Origin of the sequence: Micromonospora sp. NPDC049257, assembly GCF_040678915.1 — a bacterium.
In the GTDB taxonomy this organism is placed as follows: domain Bacteria; phylum Actinomycetota; class Actinomycetes; order Mycobacteriales; family Micromonosporaceae; genus Micromonospora; species Micromonospora antibiotica.
The window spans coordinates 1-24,387 of the sequence record NZ_JBFAQU010000016.1 but is presented as its reverse complement, the minus strand read 5'-3'; the positions used below and the strand labels follow the sequence as shown (position 1 = coordinate 24,387).

Genomic DNA, 24,387 nt, shown 5'->3' with positions numbered 1-24,387 from the left:
GGCCCCGCCGACCGCGACGGCCGGGGGTCAGTGGCCGTCGGGGTGGGTGAGTGCGCCGTGCAGGAACAGGTCGACCAGTGCCGTGGTCGACGGCGGTGTGGTGCCCAGCGGCCCGGGTGGGGACAGCAGGCCGAGGAAGAGGTCGGCGAGCCGGTCGGCCGGCAGCCGCAACCGGTCGGCGTCGGGGGTGAACAGCGCGGCCACCGCCGACCGGACCGCCCCCACCGCCGCGCCGGTCGGCGGTGGGGTCTGGCGGGACCGGCCGGCGGCGTGCAGGGCGCCCAGCACCGCACCCAGTCGGGCCAGGTGAGCGTGGATCACCGTGGCGGCCTCGGTGAGTCGGTCGGTGAGGGCCTGTTCCCGGTCGATGCGGGTCAACCGGTCGAGCAGCGCGTCAGGTCGCAGGACCTCGGCGACGCAGGCGTCGAGCAGGGCCTGCTTGTCGGCGAAGGCGCGGAACACCGTCGCCTCGCCGATCCCGGCGGCCCGGGCCACCTCGGCGGTGGTCAGGGCGGTGCCCCGGCGGGTCAACAGCGGCAGGGCCGTCTGCACGATCATGGCGCGACGTCGGTCGGCGCTCATGGCCGGCGCGCGCCGCCGACGTCCCCCGGGTGCCGTCATGACACCAGGCTCGGGAGTGAGCGCTTACTCCGTCAATCGGTTTTCTCAGCTGCGCCGCCGCGCCCGGGCCGCCCAGATGACGTACGCCGGGTCCCGGTCGAGGTTGTGCCGGTCCCGGTCGTAGCGGCGGGTGGTCCGTGGGTCGGCGTGTCCCATCGCGTCCTGGACGTCCTCCAACGGCACCCCCTCCTCGCGGGCGGTGGTGGCGAAGGCGTGCCGCAGCGAGTGCGGGGACAGCTTCGCCGCCGCCGCGATGCCGGCGGTCTCGGCCAACCGGCGCACCAGCCGGAACACCGAGTGCCGGTCGAGGCGGCCACCGGTGGCGGTGGCCAGCAGCGGACCGGTCAACGCGTCCACGCTCACCCCCGCGGTCGCCGCCCGGTCGGCGAGGTAGGCGTCGACCGCGTGGGCGGTGCCGGGGGTGAGCGCGCGACGGCGGGCCTTGCCGCCCTTGCCGACGAACCGGACGCTGCGGTGCCCGCGCTCGGCCCCGAGATCGGTCAGGTCGAGCGAGACCAGCTCACCGACGCGTAGGCCGAGGTCGGCCAGCAGGGCGACGGCGGCCCGGTTGCGGGCGGCGGTCGGGCCGGTGTCGGTGTCGGCGGCGGCGAGCAGGGCGTCGACCTCCTGCGGGGTGAGCCCCACGGTTGCCGAGTGGTCCCGGTCGATGCGTGGCCGGTCGGCGCCGGCGACCGGGTTGGCGTCCACCGCCCGCAGTTTGACCAGGAATTCGTACCAGCTGGACAGCGCGGAGAGTTTCCGGGCGACGGTGGCCGGGGTCAACGGCCGCCCGCTGCGCGCCGACGGGGTCGCCTCCAACTGCCGGGCGTAGGCGTTGACGTCGAGGAAGTTGGCCCGCAACGGGTCCAGGTCACCGGCGGCGCACCAGGTGAGCCAGCCGGCGATGTCGCGCCGGTACGCGTCGCGGGTGTGCGCCGATAACCGACGGTTACGCAACCACGCCTCGGTGAAGTCGACCGGTGTGCCGGTGAGCGCCGGGCGGGCCGAGGCGCGGGGCAGGACGGGGACGTCGGGACGCAGCATGCGAAAAAGACTCTCAGCCTCGGTGGGGATTCACCGTGAGGCGCGCCGGTGCACCGCTGCGGTGGGGCCGGGCCGGGCCCCACCGCAGCGGTGGCGATCAGGCGGTGAGCTGCTTGCGCCCGTTACTGGCGGTGACGGGCACCCGGCGCGGCTTGGCCCGCTCCGCGATCGGGATGCGCAGCGTCAGCACCCCGTGCTCGTAGGTGGCTTCCAGCCGGTCGGTGTCGAGGGTGTCGCCGAGGAACAGCTGCCGGGAGAAGGTGCCCATCGGGCGTTCGGCGGCGACCAGCTCGACGGTGTCGGTGGTGGCCCGGCGGCGCTGCGCGCGGACGGTCAGCACGTTGCGCTCCACGGTGCAGTCGATGCTGTCGGGGTCCACCCCGGGCAGGTCGAACGCCGCGTGGAAGTGGTCGCCGTCGCGCCAGGCGTCCAGGTGCATCACGGCGGGGCGGCTGGTGGTGCCGAAGAGCTGCTCGGCGAGCCGGTCGATCTCACGGAAGGGGTCGGTACGCATCAGCATGGTCGTGCCTCCTCGGTTTCCTCGGGCCGAAGGTCCTTGAGTTGAGTCAGGTCGACTCAACTCGTACTTCAGTATTTACCGCGTCGCGGCGCGCCCGTCAACCCGAAGATGGCCGACCATCCACCGGTCCCGCCGCCGCCGTCGCACCACCGCCCGCTCGGGGTGACGCGACCCCGCTGCGCCGGCGTCAACCGGCGGACGGTGCCTGTCCGGTGGGCGCGGCGGCCTCGCCCGGACGGATCAGCCCGGTCTCGTACGCCAGGATCACCAGTTGGACCCGGTCGCGGACGCCGAGCTTGGCGATGGCCCGGGTGACGTGGGTCTTCACCGTCAGCGGGCTGATCACGAGGTGACCGGCGATGGCGTCATTGGACAGGCCCGTCGCCACCAGCCGGACGATCTCCCGTTCGCGCGCGGTGAGCACCGCGAGCGGCACCCCGCCGGTGCCGGCCGCCGGCCGGTGGGCGAGTTGCGCGACCACGCGGCGGGTGACGCTCGGGGAGAGCAGCGCCTCGCCGGCCGCCACGACCCGGACGGCCCGGCGCAGGCCGTCCGGGTCGACGTCCTTGGTGAGGAACCCGCTTGCCCCCGCCGCCAGGGCGGTGAAGACGTACTCGTCGGTTTCGAAGGTGGTGAGGATGACCACCCGGCAGCCGCGCAACTGCGGGTCGGCGACGATCTGGCGGGTGGCCGTGATGCCGTCCATGCCCGGCATCCGGATGTCCATCAGCACCACGTCGGGCCGTAGTGCCCGGGTGGTGCGGACCGCCTCGTCGCCGGTGGACGCCTCACCGAGGACGGTGATGTCACGGTCCCGCTTGAGCAGGCTGCGGAACCCGGCCCGCACCAGGTGCTGGTCGTCGGCGAGCAGTACGGAGATCGCCATGGTCACCTGGCCACCGGAATCGATGCCTGGACCGTGAACCCGGCTCCGGCGGCGGGACCGACCCGTAGCAGGCCGCCGAGCGCACGGACCCGTTCCTGCATTCCGGCGATGCCGTGCCCGGCGGTGTCCGGGCTGCCGGGTTCGCCGGCCGGCCGGCTGGTCCCGAGATGGACCGGATCGCCGGTGGTGGCTGGCCGGTCGCACTCGGCCGGCGTGCCGTTGTCGGTGACGGTGACGGTGACCTGTGCCGGTTCGTAGCACAGCGTCACCACGGCTCGGGTGGCCGCAGCGTGGCGGACGGTGTTGGTCAACGCCTCCTGCACGATCCGGTAGCTGGCCAGCGCCACCGGGGCGGGCACCGCCGCCCGGTCGCCCGTCTCCTGCAGTTCCACGTCGATCCCGGCGGCCCGCACCTGCGCGACCAGGCCGGCCAGCCCGTCCAACTGGGCCGCCGGTGACTCGATGGTCGCCGTGGACCCGTCGCGTAACACGTCGACCAGGGCCCGCAGGTCGGCCATCGCCCTGCCGCGCACGTCCTGGGCGAGCTGGAGCGCGTCCCTGGCCTCGTCGGGCGCGGACTCCAGCGTGTCCAGGGCCACGTTGAGGTGGACCCCGACGACGGCGAGGGTGTGCGAGACCACGTCATGCAGCTCGTGCGCGATGCGTATCCGTTCCTCCGCCCGCCGACGCCGGGCGTCGAGGTCGCGTTCGTAGGCGGACTGCCTCACCCGGGCGGCCAGTTCCTGCTGCCAGCCGCGCCGGTTGCGGTACGCGACACCGACCGCCACCACGAGAGCCAGCCAGAGCGCCTCGCCACCGACCCGGGCGACAACCAGATCCGGGCTGTGCCCGAGCACCGTCCACTCCCACCCGGCGGCATAGGCCAGGACGACGACGCCGGTCCCGACCGCCCCGCCGATGCGTCCGATCATGACAGCGTGGGCGACCAGCACGGTGGCAGGCCAGATCCAGCCCACCTCCACCAGAGCGGCGCCCCTCATCGCCGCCACCGCTGTGAGCAGCGCGGCGACGGGCCACCGCCGACGGAGCACCACCAGGACGGCGAGCGTCCCGGCAAGCGGAAGGACGCCGTACAGGGTCACGCTGCCACCGGCGAGCGCGGTGGCGGTCGGCACGGCGACCAGAGTCAGCACGGCCAGGACCACGGTGACGGCCCGACGCGGCAGCCCCGTCCCGCTCCCGGGCAGCGCGGCGCAGGAGCGATCCATCGATGACGTAGGACCACACCATCACCCGCTCGGCCAGACCGGTGACGGTCGACCACGCGCCGACCGCCAGGGACGGACCACCCATCACGTCGAAGAACGTGATCATGAACAGTGCGCAGGTGACCACCGACGACGCCGCCGTGACGGCCAGCCCACCGGCGACCGGACGCCACCGGGGATCCCGACGCCACACCCGGCTCAGCACGGCCGCGGCTACGGGCAGCGTCGTGAAGGCGAGCAGCGCGGCGATCCCGTGCAGCGTGCCGGCGATGCTCGGCGGCTGGTCCCACTGGCCGGGCGGGTCGGTGGGGAACACCCCGGCGACCAGCAGGCCGACGGTCCAGACCCCGAGCAGCGCCAGGCCGGTGCGGCCACCCCGGGTGTACCCGGCAGCCAGCCACGTCAGCATCCCGGAGGCGACGGCCATGCTCAGCGTGCCGAGCGGCACCAACCACCCACCGTGCGGAGCGTGTACGTAGTGGCTGATCATCGTCTCGACCGGACTCCAATCCGGGTTGATCAGATCGGCCACGGCGAAGCCGACCAGCGGCAGGACCAGGCCACCCGCGGCGATGTCCACGGCGATCCGGCGGCCGGTACGCGGCGGGCGCGGCACCGTGGCCGGCGGGATCCGCCGCGCTCCACGGGATGGCGACGAGGTGCTGACCGGGTCGGAGCGGAACATGGGGCCTCCTCGATCGGGGATGCCCCGACGCTAGGGAAGTCCCGTCCTGTGCCGCGTCGTCCCGCGGATGTCACAGTGGTCGACACCCACCGCGTACTCCCTACACCAATTGGCGTAGGCGTCGCCCGCTCCCGGACACCCCAGGTCCGACAGCCGGGTGGGAGTCGTCCGGCTCAGAGGGCGTGGCCGGTGGTGGCGTCCACGTGCGCGGGCACCTCGTCGTGCCGGTCCCCCACACTGGACGTCCCCGACGGTTCGAACATCAGGATCGACGCCCCGTCGGGAGCCGACGGACGGTGCGCCACCCCGCGCGGCACCACGTACACCGCGCCGCGCGGCAACACCACCGTCCGCTCGCCGGCGTCCTCCCGCAGCCCGATGCGCAGTTCGCCGTCGAGCACCAGGAAGAACTCGTCGGTGTGGTCGTGGGTGTGCCACACGTGCTCCCCGGCCACCTTCGCCACCCGCACGTCATAGTCGTTGACCCGGGTGACGATGCGCGGGCTCCACAACTGGTCGAAGGAGGCCAGCGCGGACACCAGGTCGATCGGCTCGTCGCTCATCGCCCCATCCTGGCACCCGGACCGAGGGCCCACCGCACCGCCGTTCAGAGGAAGCGGTGCATGACGTGCAGCCCGACCCTCCCCCGGGTCGGATGGTCGAAGGCCGCCGGCACGGTGCCGACCACGGTGAACCCCAGCCGCCGGTACAGCCGCTCGGCAGCGTCGTTTCCCTCGACCACCGCGTTGAACTGCATCGCCGCGTAGCCCTGGTCGCGTGCCCAGTCGAGAGCCTCCTCGGCCAAGGCGCGACCGACCCCCCGCCCCCGGGCGTTGCGGGCCACCATGAAGCTGGCGGTGGCGACGTGCCGGCCGGGGCCTGGCCGGTTCGGGCCCATCTTCGCGGTGCCCAGCACCCGGTTCCCCACCACGGCGACCGTGGTCCGACCGGGCGGACGCTCCACCCAGACGTCGCGCAGCGCCTCGGTCGACCACCGGGGGTCGTACGGAAAGGTGTCGCCTGCGGCGACGACGGCTTCGACGATCGCCCGAACCGCAGGCCAGTCGTCCTGGTGAAAGTCCCTGACCGGCATCGGCGCAGGCTACCGCCCCCCACGGCCAGGCGGCTGTCCGGTCCCACGACCATGCCGTGGGGTGACCGCGCCCTGCTCTTCCGCGACCCCGACGGCAACATGGTCAACTTCTTCACCCCGGTGACCCCCGAGGCGATCGATCCGCCGCTGACCGGACCGGCGTAGCGGCGGTGCCCGTCGGGGCAGGACAACCGCAGCGGATAGCCAACCCCTGCACCTGGACCGGGAAACAACAGAACAGTCATTATGGTGCTACACCGTTATGCCCGTTTTGGCTGATCCAATTGCTGGTTTTTCATTACTGGTAATCCGTTAATTAATGCAGAGGTGGGTGGGTGACCATCCGGACGTCCTCCCTCCGGATGGTCACCACGGTGGCTCCCGCCGGGACCGACCGCACCCGGGCCACGCAGGATCCGTGCCGGGCCGTGGCCCGGGTGCGGGGTGGGCCGACTCAGCTCGTGTGGCGGATGATCGAGCCGGCGATCCGTTCGGTGAGCCCGGGCGAGAAGAACGGGTGGTGGCCCATCCCGGGCACGATCTCCAGCCGCGCGGTGGGGATCTGCGCCGCGACGGCCTCACCGTGGGCCGGCGGGAACAGCGGGTCGTCGCTGCCGTGCAGGACCAACGTCGCGGCCGTGATGCCAGACAGCGCCGCCCGCCGGTCGCGGTCCCAGCGCCGGCCGGCCAGATCGTGGTTCGCGGCGGCAGCGAGGTTGTCGGCCCGCTGGTGACAGTGCTCGACGAACCGCCGCGCAGCCGGCTCGTCGAAGGGCAGGACACTACCGTTGAGCACCCGCCAGGTCCGCACGTCGGCGTCCACGCGTTGACGGGCCGTCGCGCGGGGCGCCTTCGCCGCGTCCATCAGATGGCCGAGGAACCACGCCGTCGGCGGCGGGAGTTCATCAGCCGCAGGCGGTTGGCCCGCCATCGCCCGCGCCCACGCCGGACCGGGGTTGTTTCCCATCGGAGAGGAGGCCATCGCCGTCAGCGTGCGGACCCGTGACGCCTGGTGCAGGGCGAGCCACTGCCCGATCGCCGCGCCCAGCGACGTCCCCACGACGTGCGCGGCGGTGACGCCGTGACCGTCCAGGACACCTGCCGCGTCGGCCGCCAGGTCGGCGAGCGCGTAGGGGTGCGCCGTGAAATCGACGGAGTCGGAACGGCCGGTGTCACGGTGATCGAAGCGGATCACCTGCCGGCCACTGTCCACCAGTGCCTCCACCAGCTCGTCGGGCCAGCCGATGCCCTGGGTGGACGTGCCCATGATCAATAGGACGGTGGGGTGGTCCGGGTGGCCGAAACGCTCGGTCCACAGCCGGACGTGCCCGCGACGAACGAACTTCTCCTCGCCAGTAAGCATGCCGGCACCGTAGCGGTCACCGGATCGCACGTAATCCACTACCTGTTGTAGTGAAAGAATGCGCTCGTGGGATAATGGAGGGGTAGGGCGGCGGCTGCGGTGAGCCGGATCGCGGTCGCACACCACCGGCCTGACAATCGACGGGTGACGACGGCCCTGCACTACTACGTGGTCCACGACGGTGTCGGCGAGCCCGAGGGGTTGCTGGCCGAGGAGTTCCTTCTCGCGGGGGACCACTCCTGCGTCGGGCTGGTGGGTGGCGGCTGGAGTCGCTCGGAGGGCCGGTGGTGCGACGCGTCGGCCACCAGCCGGCGCCTGCGCTACGGGCCCGGGTGACACCCGTCAGTCGGACCGGCGCGGCGACGCTCTACCAGGAGCTCTGCGGGGCCGCCCTGCCGCACGAGGCCGTGCTGCGGACGTGCTTCGGTGCACCTGCCGTACCGCCGTCGCCGCCCCTGCTGCCCGGGACCGGGACGCCGGCGGGTCCGGGTCGGCTACGGCTGCGGGTGGCGCAGCCGGGCCAGTGACCGGTCGAGCCACTCGGTCAACAGCGTGCGTTCGGCGTCGGTGAGGCCGGGCAGGTCCGGCGTCAGCGCCGCGAGGGTCACCGCGACGGTGCGCAGGGTCGGGTCGGGGGTCACCGGGGCGGCGGTGAGGATGCCGCCGAGGACGGCGTCGAACACGGCGTCACCCAGTCCGGGGTCGCGTTCCGGCGTGGGGGTCCCCAGCAGGGTGAGGATGACGCCGGTACCGGCGGCGTGGATCATCATGGTGGCCCGCTGCTCGTCGACCCGCAGCAGGCCGGCGGCGGCGAGCCGGCGCACCCGCGAGCGCAGCACCGCGAGACCCGCCACCGACGCCGGTGACGGGTCGCCGGGCCCGCGCGTGCCGAGCAACCGGAACAACTCGGGGTTGGCCAGGCCGAACTCCAGGTGCGTACGCCACCCGGCGCGCAGCTCGGCCACCGGGTCCTGCGGGGCGGCATCCGTGAGGTGCGTCTTGGTGGCGACGTAGCTGGCCAGCACGTGTTCGGCGACGGCGTCGACGAGGCCGTTCTTGTCACCGAACAGCCGGTAGATGGTGGGTGCCTGTACGCCTGCGGCCTGGGCGACGGCCCGGGTGGTCACCGCGTGTGCCCCGTGTTCACGAAGCAGGCGGGCGGCTGCCGCGACGATGTCGGATCGCACGTCGTCGCGGGGCGGGGTGTCGGGCGTCACGGTCACGAATCAACGATAACAGCCCCTTGTTAGCGGCGAAATATCGGTGTTAACGTCTACAGCGTAACGTTGATTAGCCGAAGGGGTCGCTCTCGTGTTCGTCATCACCGGTGCCACCGGGCAGCTCGGCTCCCGGATCGTCGACCAACTGCTGGCCCGGGTGCCCGCCACCACCGTGCAGGTGAGCGTGCGCGACGTCGACAAGGCCACCCACCTGGCCGAACGCGGCGTACGGGTCCGCCGGGGGGACTTCACCGAGCCCGCCACGCTGGAGCACGCCTTCGCCGGGGCCGACCGGGTGCTGATCGTGTCCGCCGCCATCCGGGGCGGCGACGCGGTCACCGCGAACCGGGCCGCCGTCGACGCCGCCCGCGCCGCGGGAGCCGCCCGCATCCTCTACACCAGCCACCAGGCCGCCTCCCGCGAGTCGCTCTTCCCCGCCCAGGTCACCCACGCCGCCACCGAGGAGCACCTGGCCGCGACCGGGGTGCCCTTCACCGCCCTGCGCAACGGCTTCTACGCCGGCGCCCTCGGGTCCGTCATCGGCGACGCCCTGACCACCGGCCGCCTGGTGGCACCGGCCGACGGGCCGGTGTCCTGGACCGCGCACGACGACCTGGCCGAGGCCGCCGCCATCGCGCTGACCGGTCAGGGCGTGCTCGACGGCGTCACCCCCGCGTTGACCGCCGGGGAGATGCTCGACCTGGCGGACGTCGCCGGCATCCTCACCGACCTCACCGGACGTACCGTCACCCGGGTCGTCCTCGACGACGACGAGTGGCGGGCCACCGCCGTCGCCCGGGGCATGCCCGGGGCCGCCGCCGACTTCACCCTCGGCATGTACCGGGCGGCCCGGCGGGGCGAGTTCGCCGTCACCGACCCGACCCTGGGGGCACTCCTCGGCCGGCGTCCGACGCCCGCCCGGTCGGTGCTCGAAACCCTCGTGGCCGCCGCGTCTGCCACCGGCCCGCAGCCCGCACGTCGGGCCTGAGCCACGCCACACGGCCCGGCGCACGGGACACGGTGGTGCGAGGATCGGTCGCATGCCCACCGAGGAACGGCTGACCGGTCGCGGGGTCCGGGACGCCATCGACGAACTGACCCGCACGCTCGGCCCGCACACCGACCGGGACTGGACCGCTCCCGCCGGTGACCTGGACTGGTCGTGCTGGACGACCGCCGCGCACATCGCCCATGACCTGCTCGGCTACGCCACCCAGCTCACCGGCCGCCCCGACACCGCCTACCTCCCGCTCGACCTGCGGGTACGCCCCGACGCCACCCCGGCGCAGGTGCTGGTGGTGGTGGCCGCCTGCGGGGGGCTGCTCGCCGCCGCGCTCGACACCGTGCCCGCGCACACCCGGGCCTGGCACTGGGGGCCCTGCGACCCGCCCGGCTTCGCCGCCATGGGCATCGCCGAGACACTGCTGCACACGTACGACATCACCGGTGGGCTCGGGGTGACGTGGCGGCCCCCGGCGGCGCCCAGCGCGGCGGTGCTGGGACGACTGTTCCCCGACGCACCCGCCGGTGATCCGGCCGACGTGCTGCTCTGGATGACCGGGCGGATCGCCCTGGACGGCCGGCCGCGACGCATCGACTGGACCTGGCGGGCCGCCGTCGGCTGAGCCGCAGCCGGGCCGGATCGGGCACCGGCGGGTCGACGGCGGTCGTTCAGGCCCGCCGCCACGGCCAGCGCCACCGTCGCCCGGGACGCGGCGGGAGCGCCCGTGCCGGCGCGGCCCCGGCGGCGACGTTCCGGGCGGCGCGGTGGGCCCGCCACTGGCGCAGCACCGCCTCGGTGTCGACCGGGCGGACCACCACCCGGGGGCCCTCGGGGTACCGCAGCCAGGCGACGATCTCCTGGTTGAGCAGCCCGACGAACTCCCGGACCGACTCCTCGGTGGGCAGGTCACGGACCTCGTCGGGGACCTGCTCGACCCGGCGTCGCAACTGCAACGGGGTGGGCAGCAGCAGGTCGGTGGGCAGCGCCTCCCGCTCCAGGAAACTCCTGATCCACCAGGACTCGTCGTAGGGGAGGTCCCGGCCGGGGATCGGTTTGCCCATGCCGGGCAGGTTGTCGAACTCGCCGCGCTCCTGGGCGCTGCGGATCTGCGCCTCGACCGCCGCCTCCCACGCGTCCACCATCGCGGGCACCTCCCACACGTCCACCGTATCCGCCCTGGCCGTCACCGGTGCAGCGCCGACGCGGGGGCCGGCATTCCCGGCTGCCCGGTGGCCGGCTCAGCCGCGGTGGCGGACGTGGCGGTGCCCGTCGCGGGGAAACGGTGGCCGGGCTGGCAGCACCTCGACGAAGGGGAACCCCGCCTTCTCCGCCACCCGGCAGGACGCCGGATTGTCGACCTGGTGCAGCAGTTCCAGCCGGGTCAGCCCGGTCGCGGCGAACCGGGTGAACGCCCAGCGGCTCACCGCGTCCACCGCCCGGGACGCGACGCCACGGCCACGGGCCGGCCCGGCCGTCCAGTAGCCGATCTCCGCGTCGGCGCGTCCCGGCACCACGTCCTTGAGCAGGACGCAGGCGACCAGTCGTTCCCCGGCGGGCAGCGGCTCGCAGACGGCGAAGCTGAACCGGCGGTCCGCCGCCCAGCCCTGCCGGTTGCCGGCCACCCAGCGTCTCGCCTGCGCCGGGGTGGTCAACGGGTTGCGGGTCCGGGCCCGCAGCTCCGGGTCCCGGTGCGCCTCGACCAGGGCGTCGACGTCGTCGTCGCGCCACCAGCGCAGGACCAGTGCAGGGGCGGCGGCGGTGGGGGCGGTCCGCAGGGTCACCGACATCTGAGCAGTGTGGCCGCTGTCACCGCCGGTCCGGAACCCCTGCCTTACCGGGTTCGGGGCCGGCGTCACGTCGTACCGGGACGGCCGGTGACGGCGCGGCGGCGTAGGGTGCGGTCGGGGACGGCGGAGCGGGGGCGGCGATGGTCACGGTCGGTGCGGTGGTGGGAATCGCCCTGGTGGCGCTCGGTCTGGTGCTCACCCCCGGGCCGAACATGGTCTACCTGGTGTCGCGGTCGGTCAGCCAGGGCCGCCGGGCCGGGCTGGTGTCCCTGCTCGGGGTGGCCGCCGGGTTCGGGGTCTACCTGGCCGCCGCCGTCGCCGGCATCGCCACGGTCTTCGTGCTGGTGCCGCCGCTGTACACGGCGGTGAAGCTGGCCGGTGCGGCGTACCTGCTGTGGTTGGCGTGGCGGACGTTGCGCCCGGGTGGGCGGTCGGCGTTCACCCCGCAGGAACTGCCGGTGGACCGGCCGCGCCGGCTGTTCGCCATGGGACTGCTCACCAACCTGCTCAACCCCAAGATCGCCATCTTGTACGTGTCGCTGCTGCCGCAGTTCGTCGATCCCACCCGGGGTGCCGTGGCGGTGCAGAGCCTGCTGCTCGGTGGCACCCAGATCGTCGTGGCCCTGTCGGTGAACACCCTGATCGTGTTGACCGCCGGGTCGGTGTCGGCGTTCCTGGTGCGCCGGCCGGGCTGGGCACGGGTCCAGCGGTGGGTGACCGGCAGCGTGCTCGCCGCGATGGCGGTACGGATCGCCGCCGACCGGTCCCGGGCGGCCGTGGCCAGCGGCTGATCCGCTCAGACCGGCGACGGTCGGGACGCCGCCGTCGGTAGTTCCCGGTTCACCGGGCCGTCCACGGCAGCCACGGCCAGCGCGATGGCGAAGAACATCACCGACAGGTTCATGTCGGTGAACCCGTAGAACGGGGCGAGGGCCAGGGCGACCACCGGCACCACGCTCAACCAGCGGCCGGCGGCGGACACCGCGACCGCCGTGCTGCGGACCAGCACCACGAGCAGCGCCAGCAGGGCCAGCAGCGCGGGGACGCCGTGGCTGTACATGGTCAGCCAGACCTGCCCCTGGGTGCCGAGCGGCTCCGCGCCGGTGGTGGTGTCGGCGCTGCGCGGGGCGCCGTAGCCGAGCAGCGGCGAACGCAGGACCGCGTCGAGGGTCTGCCGGTAGAGGTCGGCACGGTCGCGGGTCGAGTCGGTGTTCTCCACCCTGTTCATGATCATGTCGCCGACCGGGACGACCAGGGTGATCACCCACGCCACCGCCACGCCGGCGGTGATGGTGCCGATGAGCCGGACGTCGCCGCGCAGCAGCGCCCGCAGCCCCAGGTAGGCCAGCCCCACCCCCAGGCCGATGAACATGCCCCGGTTGAGGGTGAGGAACGCCGGCACCAGGGCCAACGGCAGGGACACCACCAGCACCCGGCGCAGCGGGCCGGTCCGCACCGCCGACAGGTACGCCAACACGCACGGCACGAGCAGCGCGAAGCCGGTCCCCCAGTTGTTGGTGTACGGGTACGGGGCCGCCGTACGGAAGTACGGGTTACGGCCGGTGGGGTTGAACTCGGTGGAGTGCACGTGGGTGACCGCCCGGATCATCCGCTGCCCGGCCAGCCCGTCGGGTAGCAGCGACTCCACCGGGGTGGTCAACGCCAGGCGGGGGGCCAGCACGCCGACCCAGCCGAGCGCCACCATCCCCAGCCAGAACAACAGCACCGGCTGGAACAGCCGTTCCCACCGGGCTCCCTGCCGGGCGGCGGTGTAGACGTACAGGTAGACCACGAAGGCGGTCAGCACGAATCCGAGCCGCAGGCCGTAGACGAGCAGCCCACTGGCCTTCTCCAGTCGGGTGGCGCTGATCAGGACGAGCCCGACGAGGACGAACCACAACGCCGAGCCGGGCGGCCACACCACCTTGCCGTGGGTGAGCAGGACCACCGCCAGCAGCATCCCGAACAGCGCCCACCCCAGGTAGAGGCCGCCGAGCAGCCACCACAACGGCATCGCCGCGAACATGGCGTACAGCGGCCAGAGGGGTAGCGCCCGCTGCGGTGCCGTGTTTCTCGTCCACACCGGGGCAAGGGTAGGCGGGGCCGGGCCGGGTGGTCATCGGCGGACCGGCTGTGACGGGTGTCATCGGCGGACCCACCCGCGGGTCACCGGGGGTGCTCGCGCAGCACCGCCGCTGCACCGGCGGGCAGGGTCACCGCCCCGTCGGCGGGGACGCCGGTGAGCAGGTCCAGCCCGTCGGCCGGCACCCGCTGCGGCCGGTCGGTGTGGTTGAGCAGGAACAGCCAGCTCGCCCCGGGTGCGGTGCGGCGGACCGCCTCCACCCCGGGTGGGGCGTCCGGGCAGACCGGGTGCACGCCGGCGGTCCGGGCCGCCTCGGTGAGCAGGCGACGGTAGGTGGCGTCGTCGGGTCGGGTCGACACGTACCAGGCGGTGCTGTCGCCGACCCGGTGCCGGGTCACCGCCGGTCGGCCGTCGAGGACCCCGCCGACGTACGTGCCGACCGGCTCGGCGCCGTGCAGCTGGACGGTCTCCGACCAGATCCGGCCGGTCCCGCCGCCGGAGAGCAGCACCTGCTCGTCGGCGGCGAGCGGATGGAACTCCTCCACCCGCAGGCCGAGCAGGTCCCGGTAGGCGCCGGGGTAGCCGCCGAGGTGGACCCGGGCGTGCGGGTCGGCGACCCCGCTGAGGTAGCTGACCAGCAGGTGCCCGCCCGCTTCGACGTGGGCGCGGACCCAGCCGGCGGTGGTGTCGTCGGCCAGGTAGAGGGCGGGCAGGACGAGCAGCCGGTACCGGTCGAGGGGGTCACCGGGGACGACCACGTCGCAGCCGTACCCGGCCCGCCACAGCGCCCGGTGCGCGGCGGCCAGCTCGGCGTGCCCGTCGAGCAGCTCGGACGGCATCCCGGGGTGGCGCAGCGCCCAGCCGCTGGCGGCGTCCGTGGCCAGTGCGACGGATGCGGCCGTCTCGCCCGCGGTGACCTCGGCGAGCCGGTCGAGGTGCTCACCGAGGCGTACCGACTCCCGGAACACCCGGCTGTCGGCCCCGGTGTGCGGCACCAGGGCGGAGTGGAAGCGCTCCGCGCCGCCGGCCGGGGCCCGCCACTGGAAGAACATCGCCCCCCGGGAGCCGCGGGCGACGTGGGAAAGGCTGTGCCGGGCCATCCGGCCGGGCTCCTTGGTGTGTGCCCGGCCGGGGGTGTGGATCTGGCTGGCGGCGCTCTCCATCAGCAGCCACGTCGCCGGGGCGGTGGCGCGGGCCGGGTCGGCGGACCGCAGGCGTCCGTGTCGGGCCCACCCGCGGGCCAGGTCGGCGGCGAGGGCGGTCTGTTCCTCGGCGCCGCCGTCGACCGCCGACGGGTAGTGGTCGATGGCGACGAGGTCCACCTCGGCGGCCCAGCGGGCGTGGTCGACGGGCACCCAGTCGCCGAGGACGTAGTTGGTGGTGACGGGGATCGCCGGGTTGGCCGCTTTGAGCAGGTCGCGTTGTTCGACGTACGCGGCGAGCAGGGTGTCGGACCAGAACCGCCGGAAGTCCAGCAGCTGCCCGGGGTTGCCGAGGTACTGGGTGGCCCGGGGGGTGCTCACGTACGCCCAGTCGGCGTAGTGCTGGCTCCAGAAACTGGTGGCCCAGGCGGCGTTGAGGGTGTCCAGGTCGCCGTGGTGGTCGACGAGCCAGCGGCGGAACGCGGCCTCGGTGTGCGGGCAGTGGCAGGTGGTGCCGTACTCGTTGTGCACGTGCCACATCGCCAGCGCCGGGTGGTGGGCGTAGCGGGCGGCGAGGGTGGCGGCGATACCCCGGGCGGCGGCCCGGTAGGCGGGTGCGGCGGCGCAGTAGGTGTCGCGGCTGCCGTGGTGCAGTCGTACGCCGTCGGCGGTGACCGGCAGCGCGTCGGGGTGCGCCAGGGAGAACCAGGGCGGCGGCGAGGCGGTCGGGGTGGCCAGGGCGACCCGGATGCCGCCGTCGTGCAGCAGGTCCAGCACCTCGTCGAGCCAGCCGAAGTCGTAGCGGCCGGGGGCTGGCTCCAGGCGGGACCAGGCGAAGACGCCGACGGTGACCAGGTTGACCCGGGCCCGGCGCATCAGGGCGACGTCCTCGCGCCAGGTGGTGGCGGGCCACTGCTCGGGGTTGTAGTCACCGCCGTGGCAGAGCCGCCCGTCGTCCCACATACCCACCATCCCGTTGACTTTGTTTGATAGGTGTCCAAACTATGAAGACTATTTGCCCATGTCAATCGGTTGCATCGTGGTCCAATCAAACCTAATCGTTGACAGTTCGTTGGGAAGGCAAAGAAACTGTCGGTACCGCCGCAGAGCGCTGCCGAGGAGACGCCGATGCCGTACCGACCACCGTTGGTCCCGGACGAGACGATCGTGGCCGACCCTTCCCCGGCGGGGTGACACCGGCCCGGACACCCCGCCACCGGGGGCCGGTAGAGTTAGTTGAGTTTCCAGCCGAACAGACTTTCCGACGGTGCACCGGCCCGCCGGGCATCGTCGCCCACCGGCCGACCGGCGTACCCGTGCGGGGGGCCGGCGGTGGGCGACGATGCACCGGCACCACCCACCGTCGGGCGCAGGGAGCGGGCAGATCGTGATCAGCATCCACAACGAACCGCAGCCGACCGACCTGGGCGACGTCCGGGTGGCCAACCGGGCCGTGGTCCTGCGACACGTCCGCCTGCACGCACCCTGCTCACGGGCCGACATCGCCGCCGCCACCGGCCTCAACAAGGCCACCGTGTCGAGTCTGGTGACCGAACTGCTCGACCGGCGGCTGGTCCGCGAGACCGGGCTGACCGGCAACCGGGTCGGCCGGCCCGCCACCATGCTCGTCCTCGACGGCGCCCCGTACGCCGCGTTGGGCCTCCAGATCGGCGCGGACGACCTGGTGGTGGTCGCCGTGGACCTGGGCGGCAACCGGCTGCTCACCTGGCGACGGGCGTTCCCCGCCCCGACCGCCTCCCCCGCCGAGACCGTCCGGGCCCTGGTCACCCTGGCCCGGCGGGCGATCGGCCGGGCCACCGGACAGGGGCGAACGGTGCTCGGCCTCACCGTCGGGGTGCCCGGCCTGGTCGACACCGCCGGGGGTGTGCCCCTGGCCAGCGGACTCGGCTGGCGGGACGTGCCGCTCGCCGCCGACCTACGGGCCGCGCTGCGGGAGACCGGGTTCACCGTGGCCGTCGACACCGACGCCAACCTCGCCGTCCTGGCCGAACAGCGACACGGCGGGTACGCCGCAGCCACCGACCTGGTCCACCTCACCGGCGGGATCTCCGTCGGCGCCGGGGTGCTCGCCGGTGGCCGGCTGCTGCGCGGCGGCCGGGGCCACGCCGGCGAACTCGGCCACCTCTGCCTCGACCCGGCCGGACCACCCTGCCCGTGCGGTCGACGCGGCTGCCTGGCCGCGTCGACCGCGCTACCGGCCGTGGTCGACCGGCTGCTGCCCGACGCCGGGCGGGACGGCCCGGTCACCGACTACCTGCCGGAACTCGACCGGATCGTGGCGTCGGCCCGGCAGGGGGACCCGGCCGTGCTGGCCGGGCTCGCCGAGATCGGCCGGCACCTCGGGCACGGGGCGTCGATCCTGGCCAACCTGCTCAACCCCGAGGCGATCGTGGTGGGCGGACACTTCGCCACCCTGGCGCCCTGGCTGCTGCCGGCCGCCCGCATCGAGCTGGCCGCCCGCACCCTCGCCCCGCAGGCCGGCGGGTGCCGCCTGGAAGCCTCCACGCTGGACTCCGCCGCCGCCGCGCTGGGCGGCGCCGCCGCCGCGCTGGCCACCATCGAGGCCGGTCGACTCCCCACCGCCTGATCCGGGTGCCGGTCACCCCTTGACCGACCGACGCGCAGGTGCCAACCTCGAACCGCCGCCCCGTCGTTTCGGGCACCCGGGGCGGCATGTTCTCCGCGATCGTCGAAGCGCTTCGCCGCTCCGGGCCGACGACCGCCGCAGCCACCACGACGCGATGCCGCACGTCACCATGGCCGTCGAAGCGCTTCGACCGCCGGCCGGCGCCTCACCGCGAGCCCACCGGAAGGTAACCGCATGAACGACCCCACCGACCGCGCCACCGGCCCGTCCCCCGCCGGGCACGCCGACGACCTGCTGGCCCGGCTCACCCTGCCGGAGAAGATCGGCCTGCTGCACCAGTGGCAGGCCCCGGTGCCACGCCTGGGCCTACCCGGATTCCGCACCGGCACCGAGGCGCTGCACGGGGTCGCCTGGCTCGGCCCGGCCACCGTCTTCCCCCAGGTCGTCGGCCTGGCCAGCAGCTGGAACCCCGACCTGATCCGGGCGGTGGGCGCCGCCGCCGGCGACGAGGTCCGGGTCAAACACCAGGCCGACCCGGCCGCCGTCGGGCTCAACGTGTGGGCACCGGTGGTCAACCCGCTGCGCGACCCCCGGTGGGGCCGCAACGAGGAAGGCTGGTCGGAGGACCCGTGGCTGACCGGCCGCCTCGCCACCGCCTACGCGTTCGGGCTCCGCGGCGACCACCCCCACCGGCTGCGTACCGCCCCGACGGTCAAGCACTTCCTCGGCTACAACAACGAGACCGACCGGGCCACCACCTCCAGCGACCTGCCACCCCGGGTGCTGCACGAGTACGAACTGCCCGCGTTCCGCGCCCCGCTCGCCGCCGGTGCGGCAGTCGCCGTGATGGCCTCGTACAACCTGGTCAACGGGGTTCCCGCGCACCTGAGCCCACTACTGAACGACGAACTGCGGCGGTGGACCACCGACGAGGTGATGGTCGTCGGCGACGCCGGGGCGGTCACCAACATCGCCGGGGTGCAGGGTCACCTGCCCGACCACGTCACCGGTTTCGCCGCCGCCCTACGCGCCGGCATCGACAACTTCACCGAGGACGACACCGACAGCGGACAGACCATCCGACGGCTCACCGAAGCCCTCGACCGGGGGCTCATCGACGAGTCCGACGTGGACCGGGCGGTGCGGCGCATCCTCACCGTCCGGATCAGGCTGGGTGACCTGGATCCACCCGGGCAGGACCCGTTCGCCGGGGTGTCCCCCGACGTGCTCGACAGCCCCACCCACCGGGACCTGGCCCGGGAGGCCGCCCGCCAGTCGGTCGTGCTGCTCCGCAACGACGGGCTGCTGCCCCTGCCGACCGACCCGACGACCCGGGTGGCGGTGCTCGGCCCGCTCGCCGACACCGTCCACACCGACTGGTACAGCGGCACCCTGCCCTACACGGTCACCGTCCGGGAGGGCCTCGCCCGGGCGCTGCCGACGGTCACCCACCACCCCGGCGCCGACCGGATCGCGTTGCGCGTCGGCAACCGGCACGTCCGCTGCCCCCGCTCGTCCGAGGGGGGACCGCTGACCGCCGACGAGGGCCGCGACGGCACCTGGTTCGACGTGTTCGACTGGGGACGCGACGTGGTGGCGCTCCGCGCCGTGGCCAACGGCCGGCACGTCGGCGTCGACGACGACGGAACGTTGATCAACGACCGGCCCGGACCGGGCGGCTGGATCGTGCGGGAGACCTTCCGGTTGCACCACCGCCCCGACGGCACGACCCTGCTGCACCACCTCGCCACCGGCGCGTACGTGCGGGTCGGCGACGACGGACGGTTACGCGCCGACGCCACCGACCCGGACACCGCCACCGGATTCACCGTCGAACTCGTCGCCGACGGAGTGGCCGAGGCCGCCGCGTTGGCCGCCGCCGCCGACGTGGCGGTCGTCGTCCTGGGCAACCACCCGATGGTCAACGGCCGGGAGACCGAGGACCGGGTCGACCTGGACCTGCCCGCCGGACAGGACCGGCTGCTGCGCGCCGTACACGCGGCCAACCCGCGCACCGTGCTGGTGCTCACCAGCAGCTACCCGTACGCGGTGGGGTGGGCGCAGGAACACGTCTCGGCGGTGCTGTGGTCGGCGCACGGCGGGCAGGAACACGGCACCGCCCTCGCGCAGGTGCTCCTCGGCGACGCCGACCCCGCCGGCCGGCTCACCCAGACCTGGTACGCCGACACCGCCGACCTGCCCGACCTGCTCGACTACGACGTCATCGGCGCGGACAGCACCTACCTCTACTACCGGGGCGAACCGCTGTACCCGTTCGGCCACGGCCTCAGCTACACCCGGTTCGACTACGCTGACCTGCAGGTGAGCGCACCGACAGTGCCCGTCGGCGACGAGGTCGAGGTGAGCGTCGAGGTGAGCAACACCGGCGACCGGGAAGGTACGGAGATCGTGCAGCTCTACACCCGGCAGCGACACTCCCGGGTCAAGCAGCCCCTGCGGCAGCTGCGCGACTTCGCCCGGCTCACCCTCGCCCCCGGCGAACACCAGCGGGTCACCCTGCGGCTGCGCACCACCGACCTGTCCTGGTGGGACGAACACCGCGACGGCCCCGTCGTGGAGGACGCCACCCACACCCTGCTGGTCGGCCGTTCCTCCCGTGACATCCGGGCCGTCGGCGCGGTGACCGTACACGCCCGCCCCGCCCCGCAGCAGTCCCGCCCGGCGGTCCCGGCCGGCGGCGGTACCCGGTGACCGGCGCACCCGGGCGCGGACGCAAGTCACCCGACCAGGTCACCATCGTCGACGTCGCCCGGCACGCCGGGGTCGCCGTCAGCACCGTGTCGTACGTCCTCAGCGGCAAACGAGCCATCTCCGAGGTGACCCGCACCCGGGTGCTGGCCAGCATCCGGGAGTTGGGCTACCACCCCAACGCCGGGGCGCGGGCACTGGCCAGCCGCCGGGCCAACACCATCGCGCTGGTGCTGCCGCTGCGCGCCGGCATGCAGGTGCCGGTGGTGATGCAGTTCGCCATCGCGGTCGTCACCACGGCCCGCCGCTTCGACCACGACGTCCTGCTGGTCACCTCCGACGAGGGACCGGCCGGGCTACGCCGCATCGCCGGCAGCGCCATGGTCGACGGGATGCTGGTGATGGACGTCGAGCTGGACGACTCCCGGGTGCCGCTGCTGCGGGACCTGACCCGACCCAGCGTCCTGATCGGTGTCCCCGCCGACCCGACCGGCCTGACCTGCGTGGACCTGGACTTCCACCGCGCCGGGCAGGTGTGCGTGGAACACCTGGCCCGGCTCGGGCACCGCCGGGTGGCGCTGCTCGGCGCCCCCGCCGCCGTCTACGACCGGGGCACCGGGTTCGCCCACCGCACCCGCGCCGGGGTGGCCGCCGCCGCCGACCGGCACGGCGTCACCGTCGTCACCCAACCCTTCGAGGAGGGACCCGCCTCGATCCGGCAGGAACTCGCCGACCTGCTCGACCGGCACCCCGACCTGTCCGCGCTGGTGGTGCAGAACGAGGCGGCGGTGGGGCCGGTGCTGGCCTGCCTGCCCACCCTCGGCCGGCGGGTGCCGCAGGACATGTCGGTGGTGGCGATCTGCCCCGACCAGTTCGCCGAGCAGGCCGGGCCCCGGCTCACCTCGGTACCGGTGCCAGCCGAGGAGATCGGCCGGCAGGCGGTGGCGTTGCTGATGCGCAAACTGCACGACGAGGCGGTGCCGGAGGTGACCCTGCTGCCGCCCCGGCTGACCATCCGGGACAGCACCGTCGCACCGACCGTGCGGGCCCGGCCGTGACCTGCGGGCCACCACCGGCAGAACACCGGATCTGGGACGACGCCCCCGCCGTCGACTGGCCCGACGCGTTCCTCACCGGCAACGGCGAGTACGGGCTGATGGTGCACGGCGAACCGCACGCCGAGCGGCTCGTGCTCAACCACCACCGGTTCGTGCTGCCCAACGGCACCCACGACGCGCGGGCACCGCAGCTGGCCGCGCTGCTGCCCCGGATCCGGGAACTGGTCCTCACCGGCCGGCGGGCCGAGGCCGGCGAACTGCTCACCGGCGGCCGGGAGCTGGCGTGGACCCAGCCGTACCACCCGGGCTTCGCGTTGACCGTCGACGCCGCACCCGCCCCGGTGCGTGACTACCGGCGGCACACCGACTTCCGCACCGGTGAGGTGGTGGTGTCGTGGTCCGGGCGACGGCGACGCAGCTTCGTCTCCCGCGCCGACCGGCTCGTCGTCACCCACCTCGACCAGGGCGGGTGTGTCGTCGGGGCCACCGGTGACCTGCCCGGCCGCCCCGACACGGTGCACTACGACACCACCGCCTACCGCCACGACGGGCTGGTGTTCCTGCGGGTACGCGGCCGCTACCCGGACGTCGGCGGGGCGTACGGGTTCGAGGGGGTGACCCTGGTCCGGGGGGATGCCGAACCCGCCGGCGACCGGGTGCTGGTGCACGGGCCGGCGCTGCTGACCACCGTCCTGGACCGCACCCGCAGCCCCCGGTGGCGCACCGCCGCGCAGGAACGTCGGCTGGCCGCCGGCCCGGACGACTACCCGACCCTGCTGGCCCGGCACGTCGCCCGGCACACCGGCCCGTACCAGCGCGTCGACCTGGACCTGGCGGTGCCGGCGGCGGACCGGGACCTGCCCGTCGGTGTGCTGACCGCCCGGCAGGTCGCCGCCGACCGGTTGGACCCGGCCCTGCTGGAACGGCTCTTCCACGCCGGCCGGTACCTGCTGTTCAGTGCCAGCGGGGTGCTGCCGCCCCGGCTGACCGGGATCTGGACGGGGTCCTGGGACGCCGCCTGGGCGGGGGACTTCACCACCGACGCCAACCTCAACCTGCAACTGGCCGGCGCGAACGTCGGCGCGCTGCCCGAGGTGACCGCCGCGCACGCCCGGCTGGTCCGCGCCCAGGTCGACCACTGGCGGGACAACGCCCGCGCCGTCTACGGGGCGCGGGGCCTGCTGGCGCCCAGCCGCACCGACGGCGAACACGGGCACCTGTTCCACGTCCACCCGCACTGGCCGTTCACCGCCTGGCTGACCGGTGCGCACTGGCTACTGCACCCGCTGTACGAGCACCACCAGGTGACCGGGGAGCCACTGGGGGAGGTGGCGGGGTGGCTGGCCGAGGTCGCCGACTTCTTCACCGACGTGCTCACCGACGTCGACGGGCAGCCGGCGCTGGTGCCGTCGTACTCGCCGGAGACCGGGCCGCTCGACGACACCGGGCGGCCGGTGCCCGTCGCGGTGAACGCCACCATGGACGTCGCCGCCGCCCGGCACGCCATGACGGTCGCCGCCGAGGTGACCGGGTCGCAGCGGTGGGCGGCTACCCGGGACCGGCTGCCCGGCTACCGCATCGACGAGCGGGGTGCGCTGGCCGAGTGGGCGTGGCCCGGCTACCGCCCCGACGACGACCACCGGCACGTCAGCCACCTCTATCCGGTGTGGCCGACCGGGGAGGTCGACCCCGACGACACCCCGGAGTTGGCGGCGGCGGCGCACCGGGCGTTGACGGTCCGCGGCGACGAGGACGGCTCCGCGCACGGCACCCTGCACCGGGCCCTGGTGGCGGCCCGGTTGGGCGACGGGCCACTGGTCGGGGCGTACCTGCGGCGCATCGTCGCGGCGGACATGTTCTTCCGGTCGCTGATGAGTGCGCACAACCCGGGCCGGGTGACCTACAACGCCGACGCCGCGCACACCCTGCCGGCGGTGCTGATCGAGGCGCTGGTGCAGTCCCGGCCGGGGCTGCTGCGGCTGCTGCCGGCGCTGCCACCGGGCCTGACCCGGGGGACGCTGCGCGGGGTGACCTGCCGGGGGCGGATCACCGTCGAGGAGCTGACCTGGGACGAGGGTCGGGTCACCGCCCGCCTGGTCGCCGTGTCCGCTCAGCGGGTACGGGTGCGCAGCCCCTACGGCGACGCCGTCTGTGACCTGCCGGCGGGCACGGCGGTGCGGGTGGCCTTCGACGGTCGGCCGGCCGGCACCGGGTGAGCGGCACACCTCCGGCCGGACACAGCGCGTCGGTGGGTCACAGCGCGTCGGGTCGACACAGGGCGGGATGCCGCTCACCGGGCCGCGCATACCAGGGGGCGTCGTCGGGGGCGGCGGCCGTGTCCAGCCGCAACCGCGCCCACTCGTCCAACTCCGGCAACGCGTCGGGGGTGAACCAGCCGACCTCGGTGGACTCATCACCGTCCGCGCGGGGCCACCCACCGACCGGCCGGCACCGGAACCACACGTTGAGGTACTCGCAGGCGTCGCCGTTGGGGTAGACCACCGGGTGGGTGGCGACCCCCGCGATCCGGTCGACGACGACCCGTACCCCGGTCTCCTCCCACACCTCCCGCACGACGGCCTCGGCGGGCTGCTCACCCGGGTCGACCACCCCGGCCGGCAGCGACCAGCGGCCGTTGTCGCCCCGACGGGCCAGCAGCACCCGACCCGCGTCGTCACGGACCACCCCGGTCACCCCGGGCAGCAGCAACAGGTCGTGCCCGACGTGGGCACGCAACTTCACGATGTACGGGGAGACGGCCACCGGCCCACGGTAACGGTCGTGGTACCGGTGGACCATCCCGACGCCCGCGCGACGCCGCCGCACCCTGGGCCGGGTGCAGCCTCTAGACTTGCCCGGCGATGGACCCGCAGCCCTCCCCCACCGACCTGCGCCCCTGCGCGCACTGTGGACGTGACGTGCCGCAACGTGCCGGCGCGGGACGCCCGTTCCGCTACTGCCGGGACAACGACGGCGCCTGCCAACGGGCGTCACGCAACTCCCGGATGCGCCACCGCAACGCCCCCGGCCTGCCCGGCCAGGTGGCCCGCACCTGGGAGGCCGTCGACCGCCTCGACCAGGTGGTGGAAACCCTCACCGAGGCGCTGCACGCCGAGTTGTCCCCGGTCGGGGTGGAACGGCAACTCGCCCAGGCCCGCGCCGACGCCGCCACCGCCATCGCCCAGGCCCACGCCGCCCGCGACGAGGCCCGCGAAGCCGCCGAGACGGCCGCCGCGGAGACCACCCGGGCCCGGCAGGAGACCCGGGCCCGGGTGACCCCGGCTGCCCGGTTGTCCACCACGATCTCGCCGTCGGCGGTGGGCGGCCAGCTCAGGA

Annotated in this window: 22 protein-coding genes and 2 pseudogenes; 9 read left to right on the top strand and 15 right to left on the bottom strand. The window is 74.0% G+C overall.

Annotated features, from left to right (window positions below; all coding sequences use genetic code 11):
* Positions 1-27: 27 nt before the first annotated feature.
* The 9 genes and pseudogenes from AB0K25_RS21870 to AB0K25_RS21830 all read right to left on the bottom strand — a co-directional run bounded on the left by AB0K25_RS21870 (position 28) and on the right by AB0K25_RS21830 (position 7,480).
* Positions 28-558 (bottom strand): TetR/AcrR family transcriptional regulator, encoded by a 531-nt coding sequence (locus AB0K25_RS21870; RefSeq protein ID WP_255597580.1) that lies wholly within the window; start codon positions 556-558, stop codon positions 28-30.
* A 108-nt stretch (positions 559-666) separates the two neighbouring features.
* Positions 667-1,665: a tyrosine-type recombinase/integrase gene (locus tag AB0K25_RS21865; RefSeq protein ID WP_219462024.1), complete on the bottom strand. Its 999-nt coding sequence runs from the start codon at positions 1,663-1,665 to the stop codon at positions 667-669.
* 97 nt (positions 1,666-1,762) lie between these two features.
* Positions 1,763-2,185, bottom strand: a complete 423-nt coding sequence (locus AB0K25_RS21860; RefSeq protein WP_219462022.1) for an Hsp20/alpha crystallin family protein — start codon at positions 2,183-2,185, stop codon at positions 1,763-1,765.
* Between the two features lie 187 nt (positions 2,186-2,372).
* Positions 2,373-3,071 carry a response regulator transcription factor gene (locus tag AB0K25_RS21855; protein ID WP_363822319.1) on the bottom strand — a complete coding sequence of 233 codons (699 nt, stop codon included), beginning with the start codon at positions 3,069-3,071 and terminating at the stop codon, positions 2,373-2,375.
* Positions 3,072-3,073: 2 nt separating this feature from the next.
* Complete coding sequence (locus tag AB0K25_RS21850; RefSeq protein ID WP_363822317.1) at positions 3,074-4,300, bottom strand: histidine kinase; 1,227 nt, start codon at positions 4,298-4,300, stop codon at positions 3,074-3,076.
* Between the two features lie 88 nt (positions 4,301-4,388).
* A pseudogene (locus tag AB0K25_RS21845) lies at positions 4,389-4,985 on the bottom strand (DUF998 domain-containing protein); the annotation flags it as partial.
* A gap of 173 nt (positions 4,986-5,158) precedes the next feature.
* Complete coding sequence (locus AB0K25_RS21840) at positions 5,159-5,548, bottom strand: cupin domain-containing protein (RefSeq protein ID WP_219462016.1); 390 nt, start codon at positions 5,546-5,548, stop codon at positions 5,159-5,161.
* A 44-nt stretch (positions 5,549-5,592) separates the two neighbouring features.
* Positions 5,593-6,078, bottom strand: coding sequence for a GNAT family N-acetyltransferase (locus tag AB0K25_RS21835; protein ID WP_219462014.1), 486 nt, complete (start codon positions 6,076-6,078; stop codon positions 5,593-5,595).
* Positions 6,079-6,532: 454 nt separating this feature from the next.
* Positions 6,533-7,480 carry an alpha/beta hydrolase gene (locus AB0K25_RS21830; protein ID WP_363822314.1) on the bottom strand — a complete coding sequence of 316 codons (948 nt, stop codon included), beginning with the start codon at positions 7,478-7,480 and terminating at the stop codon, positions 6,533-6,535.
* A 105-nt stretch (positions 7,481-7,585) separates the two neighbouring features.
* Here AB0K25_RS21830 and AB0K25_RS21825 point away from each other — a divergent pair, with 105 nt between their 5' ends.
* Positions 7,586-7,777, top strand: a complete 192-nt coding sequence (locus AB0K25_RS21825) for a hypothetical protein (protein ID WP_357533443.1) — start codon at positions 7,586-7,588, stop codon at positions 7,775-7,777.
* A 158-nt stretch (positions 7,778-7,935) separates the two neighbouring features.
* On the opposite strand, the gene AB0K25_RS21820 is transcribed toward AB0K25_RS21825, so the two are convergent.
* The gene (locus tag AB0K25_RS21820; RefSeq protein ID WP_357533445.1) at positions 7,936-8,664 is read right to left on the bottom strand and encodes a TetR/AcrR family transcriptional regulator; all 729 of its coding nucleotides are present in this window, start codon (positions 8,662-8,664) and stop codon (positions 7,936-7,938) included.
* An 88-nt stretch (positions 8,665-8,752) separates the two neighbouring features.
* Between AB0K25_RS21820 and AB0K25_RS21815 the strand changes: the two genes are divergently transcribed.
* Complete coding sequence (locus tag AB0K25_RS21815) at positions 8,753-9,649, top strand: NAD(P)H-binding protein (RefSeq protein WP_363822311.1); 897 nt, start codon at positions 8,753-8,755, stop codon at positions 9,647-9,649.
* 52 nt (positions 9,650-9,701) lie between these two features.
* Positions 9,702-10,286: a maleylpyruvate isomerase N-terminal domain-containing protein gene (locus tag AB0K25_RS21810; protein ID WP_357533449.1), complete on the top strand. Its 585-nt coding sequence runs from the start codon at positions 9,702-9,704 to the stop codon at positions 10,284-10,286.
* A 46-nt stretch (positions 10,287-10,332) separates the two neighbouring features.
* Here the strand turns inward: AB0K25_RS21810 and AB0K25_RS21805 are convergent, their stop codons facing one another.
* Together AB0K25_RS21805 and AB0K25_RS21800 are read right to left on the bottom strand one after the other, a co-directional pair.
* A complete protein-coding gene (locus AB0K25_RS21805; protein ID WP_357533451.1) occupies positions 10,333-10,806 on the bottom strand; it encodes a DUF1992 domain-containing protein in 474 nt (157 codons plus the stop codon).
* 96 nt (positions 10,807-10,902) lie between these two features.
* On the bottom strand, positions 10,903-11,451 hold the full coding sequence (locus AB0K25_RS21800; protein ID WP_219462005.1) for a GNAT family N-acetyltransferase: 549 nt from the start codon (positions 11,449-11,451) through the stop codon (positions 10,903-10,905).
* 140 nt (positions 11,452-11,591) lie between these two features.
* On the opposite strand from AB0K25_RS21800, the gene AB0K25_RS21795 reads away from it, so the two are divergent.
* Positions 11,592-12,242 carry a LysE family translocator gene (locus tag AB0K25_RS21795; protein WP_363822308.1) on the top strand — a complete coding sequence of 217 codons (651 nt, stop codon included), beginning with the start codon at positions 11,592-11,594 and terminating at the stop codon, positions 12,240-12,242.
* Between the two features lie 5 nt (positions 12,243-12,247).
* Here AB0K25_RS21795 and AB0K25_RS21790 read toward each other — a convergent pair whose 3' ends face one another.
* Positions 12,248-13,534, bottom strand: a complete 1,287-nt coding sequence (locus AB0K25_RS21790) for an O-antigen ligase family protein (RefSeq protein WP_308290739.1) — start codon at positions 13,532-13,534, stop codon at positions 12,248-12,250.
* Between the two features lie 83 nt (positions 13,535-13,617).
* On the bottom strand, positions 13,618-15,648 hold the full coding sequence (locus tag AB0K25_RS21785; protein WP_219461999.1) for a beta-galactosidase: 2,031 nt from the start codon (positions 15,646-15,648) through the stop codon (positions 13,618-13,620).
* A 415-nt stretch (positions 15,649-16,063) separates the two neighbouring features.
* Here AB0K25_RS21785 and AB0K25_RS21780 point away from each other — a divergent pair, with 415 nt between their 5' ends.
* The 4 genes from AB0K25_RS21780 (at position 16,064) to AB0K25_RS21765 (ending at position 23,267) form a co-directional block, all read left to right on the top strand.
* On the top strand, positions 16,064-17,284 hold the full coding sequence (locus AB0K25_RS21780; protein WP_363822306.1) for an ROK family transcriptional regulator: 1,221 nt from the start codon (positions 16,064-16,066) through the stop codon (positions 17,282-17,284).
* Between the two features lie 234 nt (positions 17,285-17,518).
* Complete coding sequence (locus AB0K25_RS21775) at positions 17,519-19,996, top strand: glycoside hydrolase family 3 C-terminal domain-containing protein (RefSeq protein ID WP_363822303.1); 2,478 nt, start codon at positions 17,519-17,521, stop codon at positions 19,994-19,996.
* Positions 19,993-21,051: a LacI family DNA-binding transcriptional regulator gene (locus AB0K25_RS21770; RefSeq protein WP_357533458.1), complete on the top strand. Its 1,059-nt coding sequence runs from the start codon at positions 19,993-19,995 to the stop codon at positions 21,049-21,051. The genes AB0K25_RS21775 and AB0K25_RS21770 overlap by 4 nt, the downstream gene beginning before the upstream one ends.
* Positions 21,048-23,267 (top strand): glycoside hydrolase N-terminal domain-containing protein, encoded by a 2,220-nt coding sequence (locus AB0K25_RS21765; RefSeq protein ID WP_363822300.1) that lies wholly within the window; start codon positions 21,048-21,050, stop codon positions 23,265-23,267. Before AB0K25_RS21770 ends, AB0K25_RS21765 begins: the two co-directional genes overlap by 4 nt.
* Positions 23,268-23,304: 37 nt before the next feature.
* Here the strand turns inward: AB0K25_RS21765 and AB0K25_RS21760 are convergent, their stop codons facing one another.
* A complete protein-coding gene (locus AB0K25_RS21760; protein WP_219461990.1) occupies positions 23,305-23,814 on the bottom strand; it encodes an NUDIX domain-containing protein in 510 nt (169 codons plus the stop codon).
* A 98-nt stretch (positions 23,815-23,912) separates the two neighbouring features.
* On the opposite strand from AB0K25_RS21760, the pseudogene AB0K25_RS21755 reads away from it, so the two are divergent.
* Positions 23,913-24,387: pseudogene (locus AB0K25_RS21755) on the top strand (hypothetical protein); the annotation flags it as partial.

Bases quoted from the DNA above. Each gene is read 5' to 3' on its own strand.
- AB0K25_RS21870 (WP_255597580.1), bottom strand. From the start codon at position 558: ATGATCGTGCAGACGGCCCTGCCGCTGTTGACCCGCCGGGGCACCGCC.
- AB0K25_RS21865 (WP_219462024.1), bottom strand. From the start codon at position 1,665: ATGCTGCGTCCCGACGTCCCCGTCCTGCCCCGCGCCTCGGCCCGCCCG.
- AB0K25_RS21860 (WP_219462022.1), bottom strand. From the start codon at position 2,185: ATGCTGATGCGTACCGACCCCTTCCGTGAGATCGACCGGCTCGCCGAG.
- AB0K25_RS21855 (WP_363822319.1), bottom strand. From the start codon at position 3,071: ATGGCGATCTCCGTACTGCTCGCCGACGACCAGCACCTGGTGCGGGCC.
- AB0K25_RS21850 (WP_363822317.1), bottom strand. From the start codon at position 4,300: ATGGATCGCTCCTGCGCCGCGCTGCCCGGGAGCGGGACGGGGCTGCCG.
- AB0K25_RS21840 (WP_219462016.1), bottom strand. From the start codon at position 5,548: ATGAGCGACGAGCCGATCGACCTGGTGTCCGCGCTGGCCTCCTTCGAC.
- AB0K25_RS21835 (WP_219462014.1), bottom strand. From the start codon at position 6,078: ATGCCGGTCAGGGACTTTCACCAGGACGACTGGCCTGCGGTTCGGGCG.
- AB0K25_RS21810 (WP_357533449.1), top strand. From the start codon at position 9,702: ATGCCCACCGAGGAACGGCTGACCGGTCGCGGGGTCCGGGACGCCATC.
- AB0K25_RS21805 (WP_357533451.1), bottom strand. From the start codon at position 10,806: ATGGTGGACGCGTGGGAGGCGGCGGTCGAGGCGCAGATCCGCAGCGCC.
- AB0K25_RS21800 (WP_219462005.1), bottom strand. From the start codon at position 11,451: ATGTCGGTGACCCTGCGGACCGCCCCCACCGCCGCCGCCCCTGCACTG.
- AB0K25_RS21795 (WP_363822308.1), top strand. From the start codon at position 11,592: ATGGTCACGGTCGGTGCGGTGGTGGGAATCGCCCTGGTGGCGCTCGGT.
- AB0K25_RS21785 (WP_219461999.1), bottom strand. From the start codon at position 15,648: ATGGTGGGTATGTGGGACGACGGGCGGCTCTGCCACGGCGGTGACTAC.
- AB0K25_RS21775 (WP_363822303.1), top strand. From the start codon at position 17,519: ATGAACGACCCCACCGACCGCGCCACCGGCCCGTCCCCCGCCGGGCAC.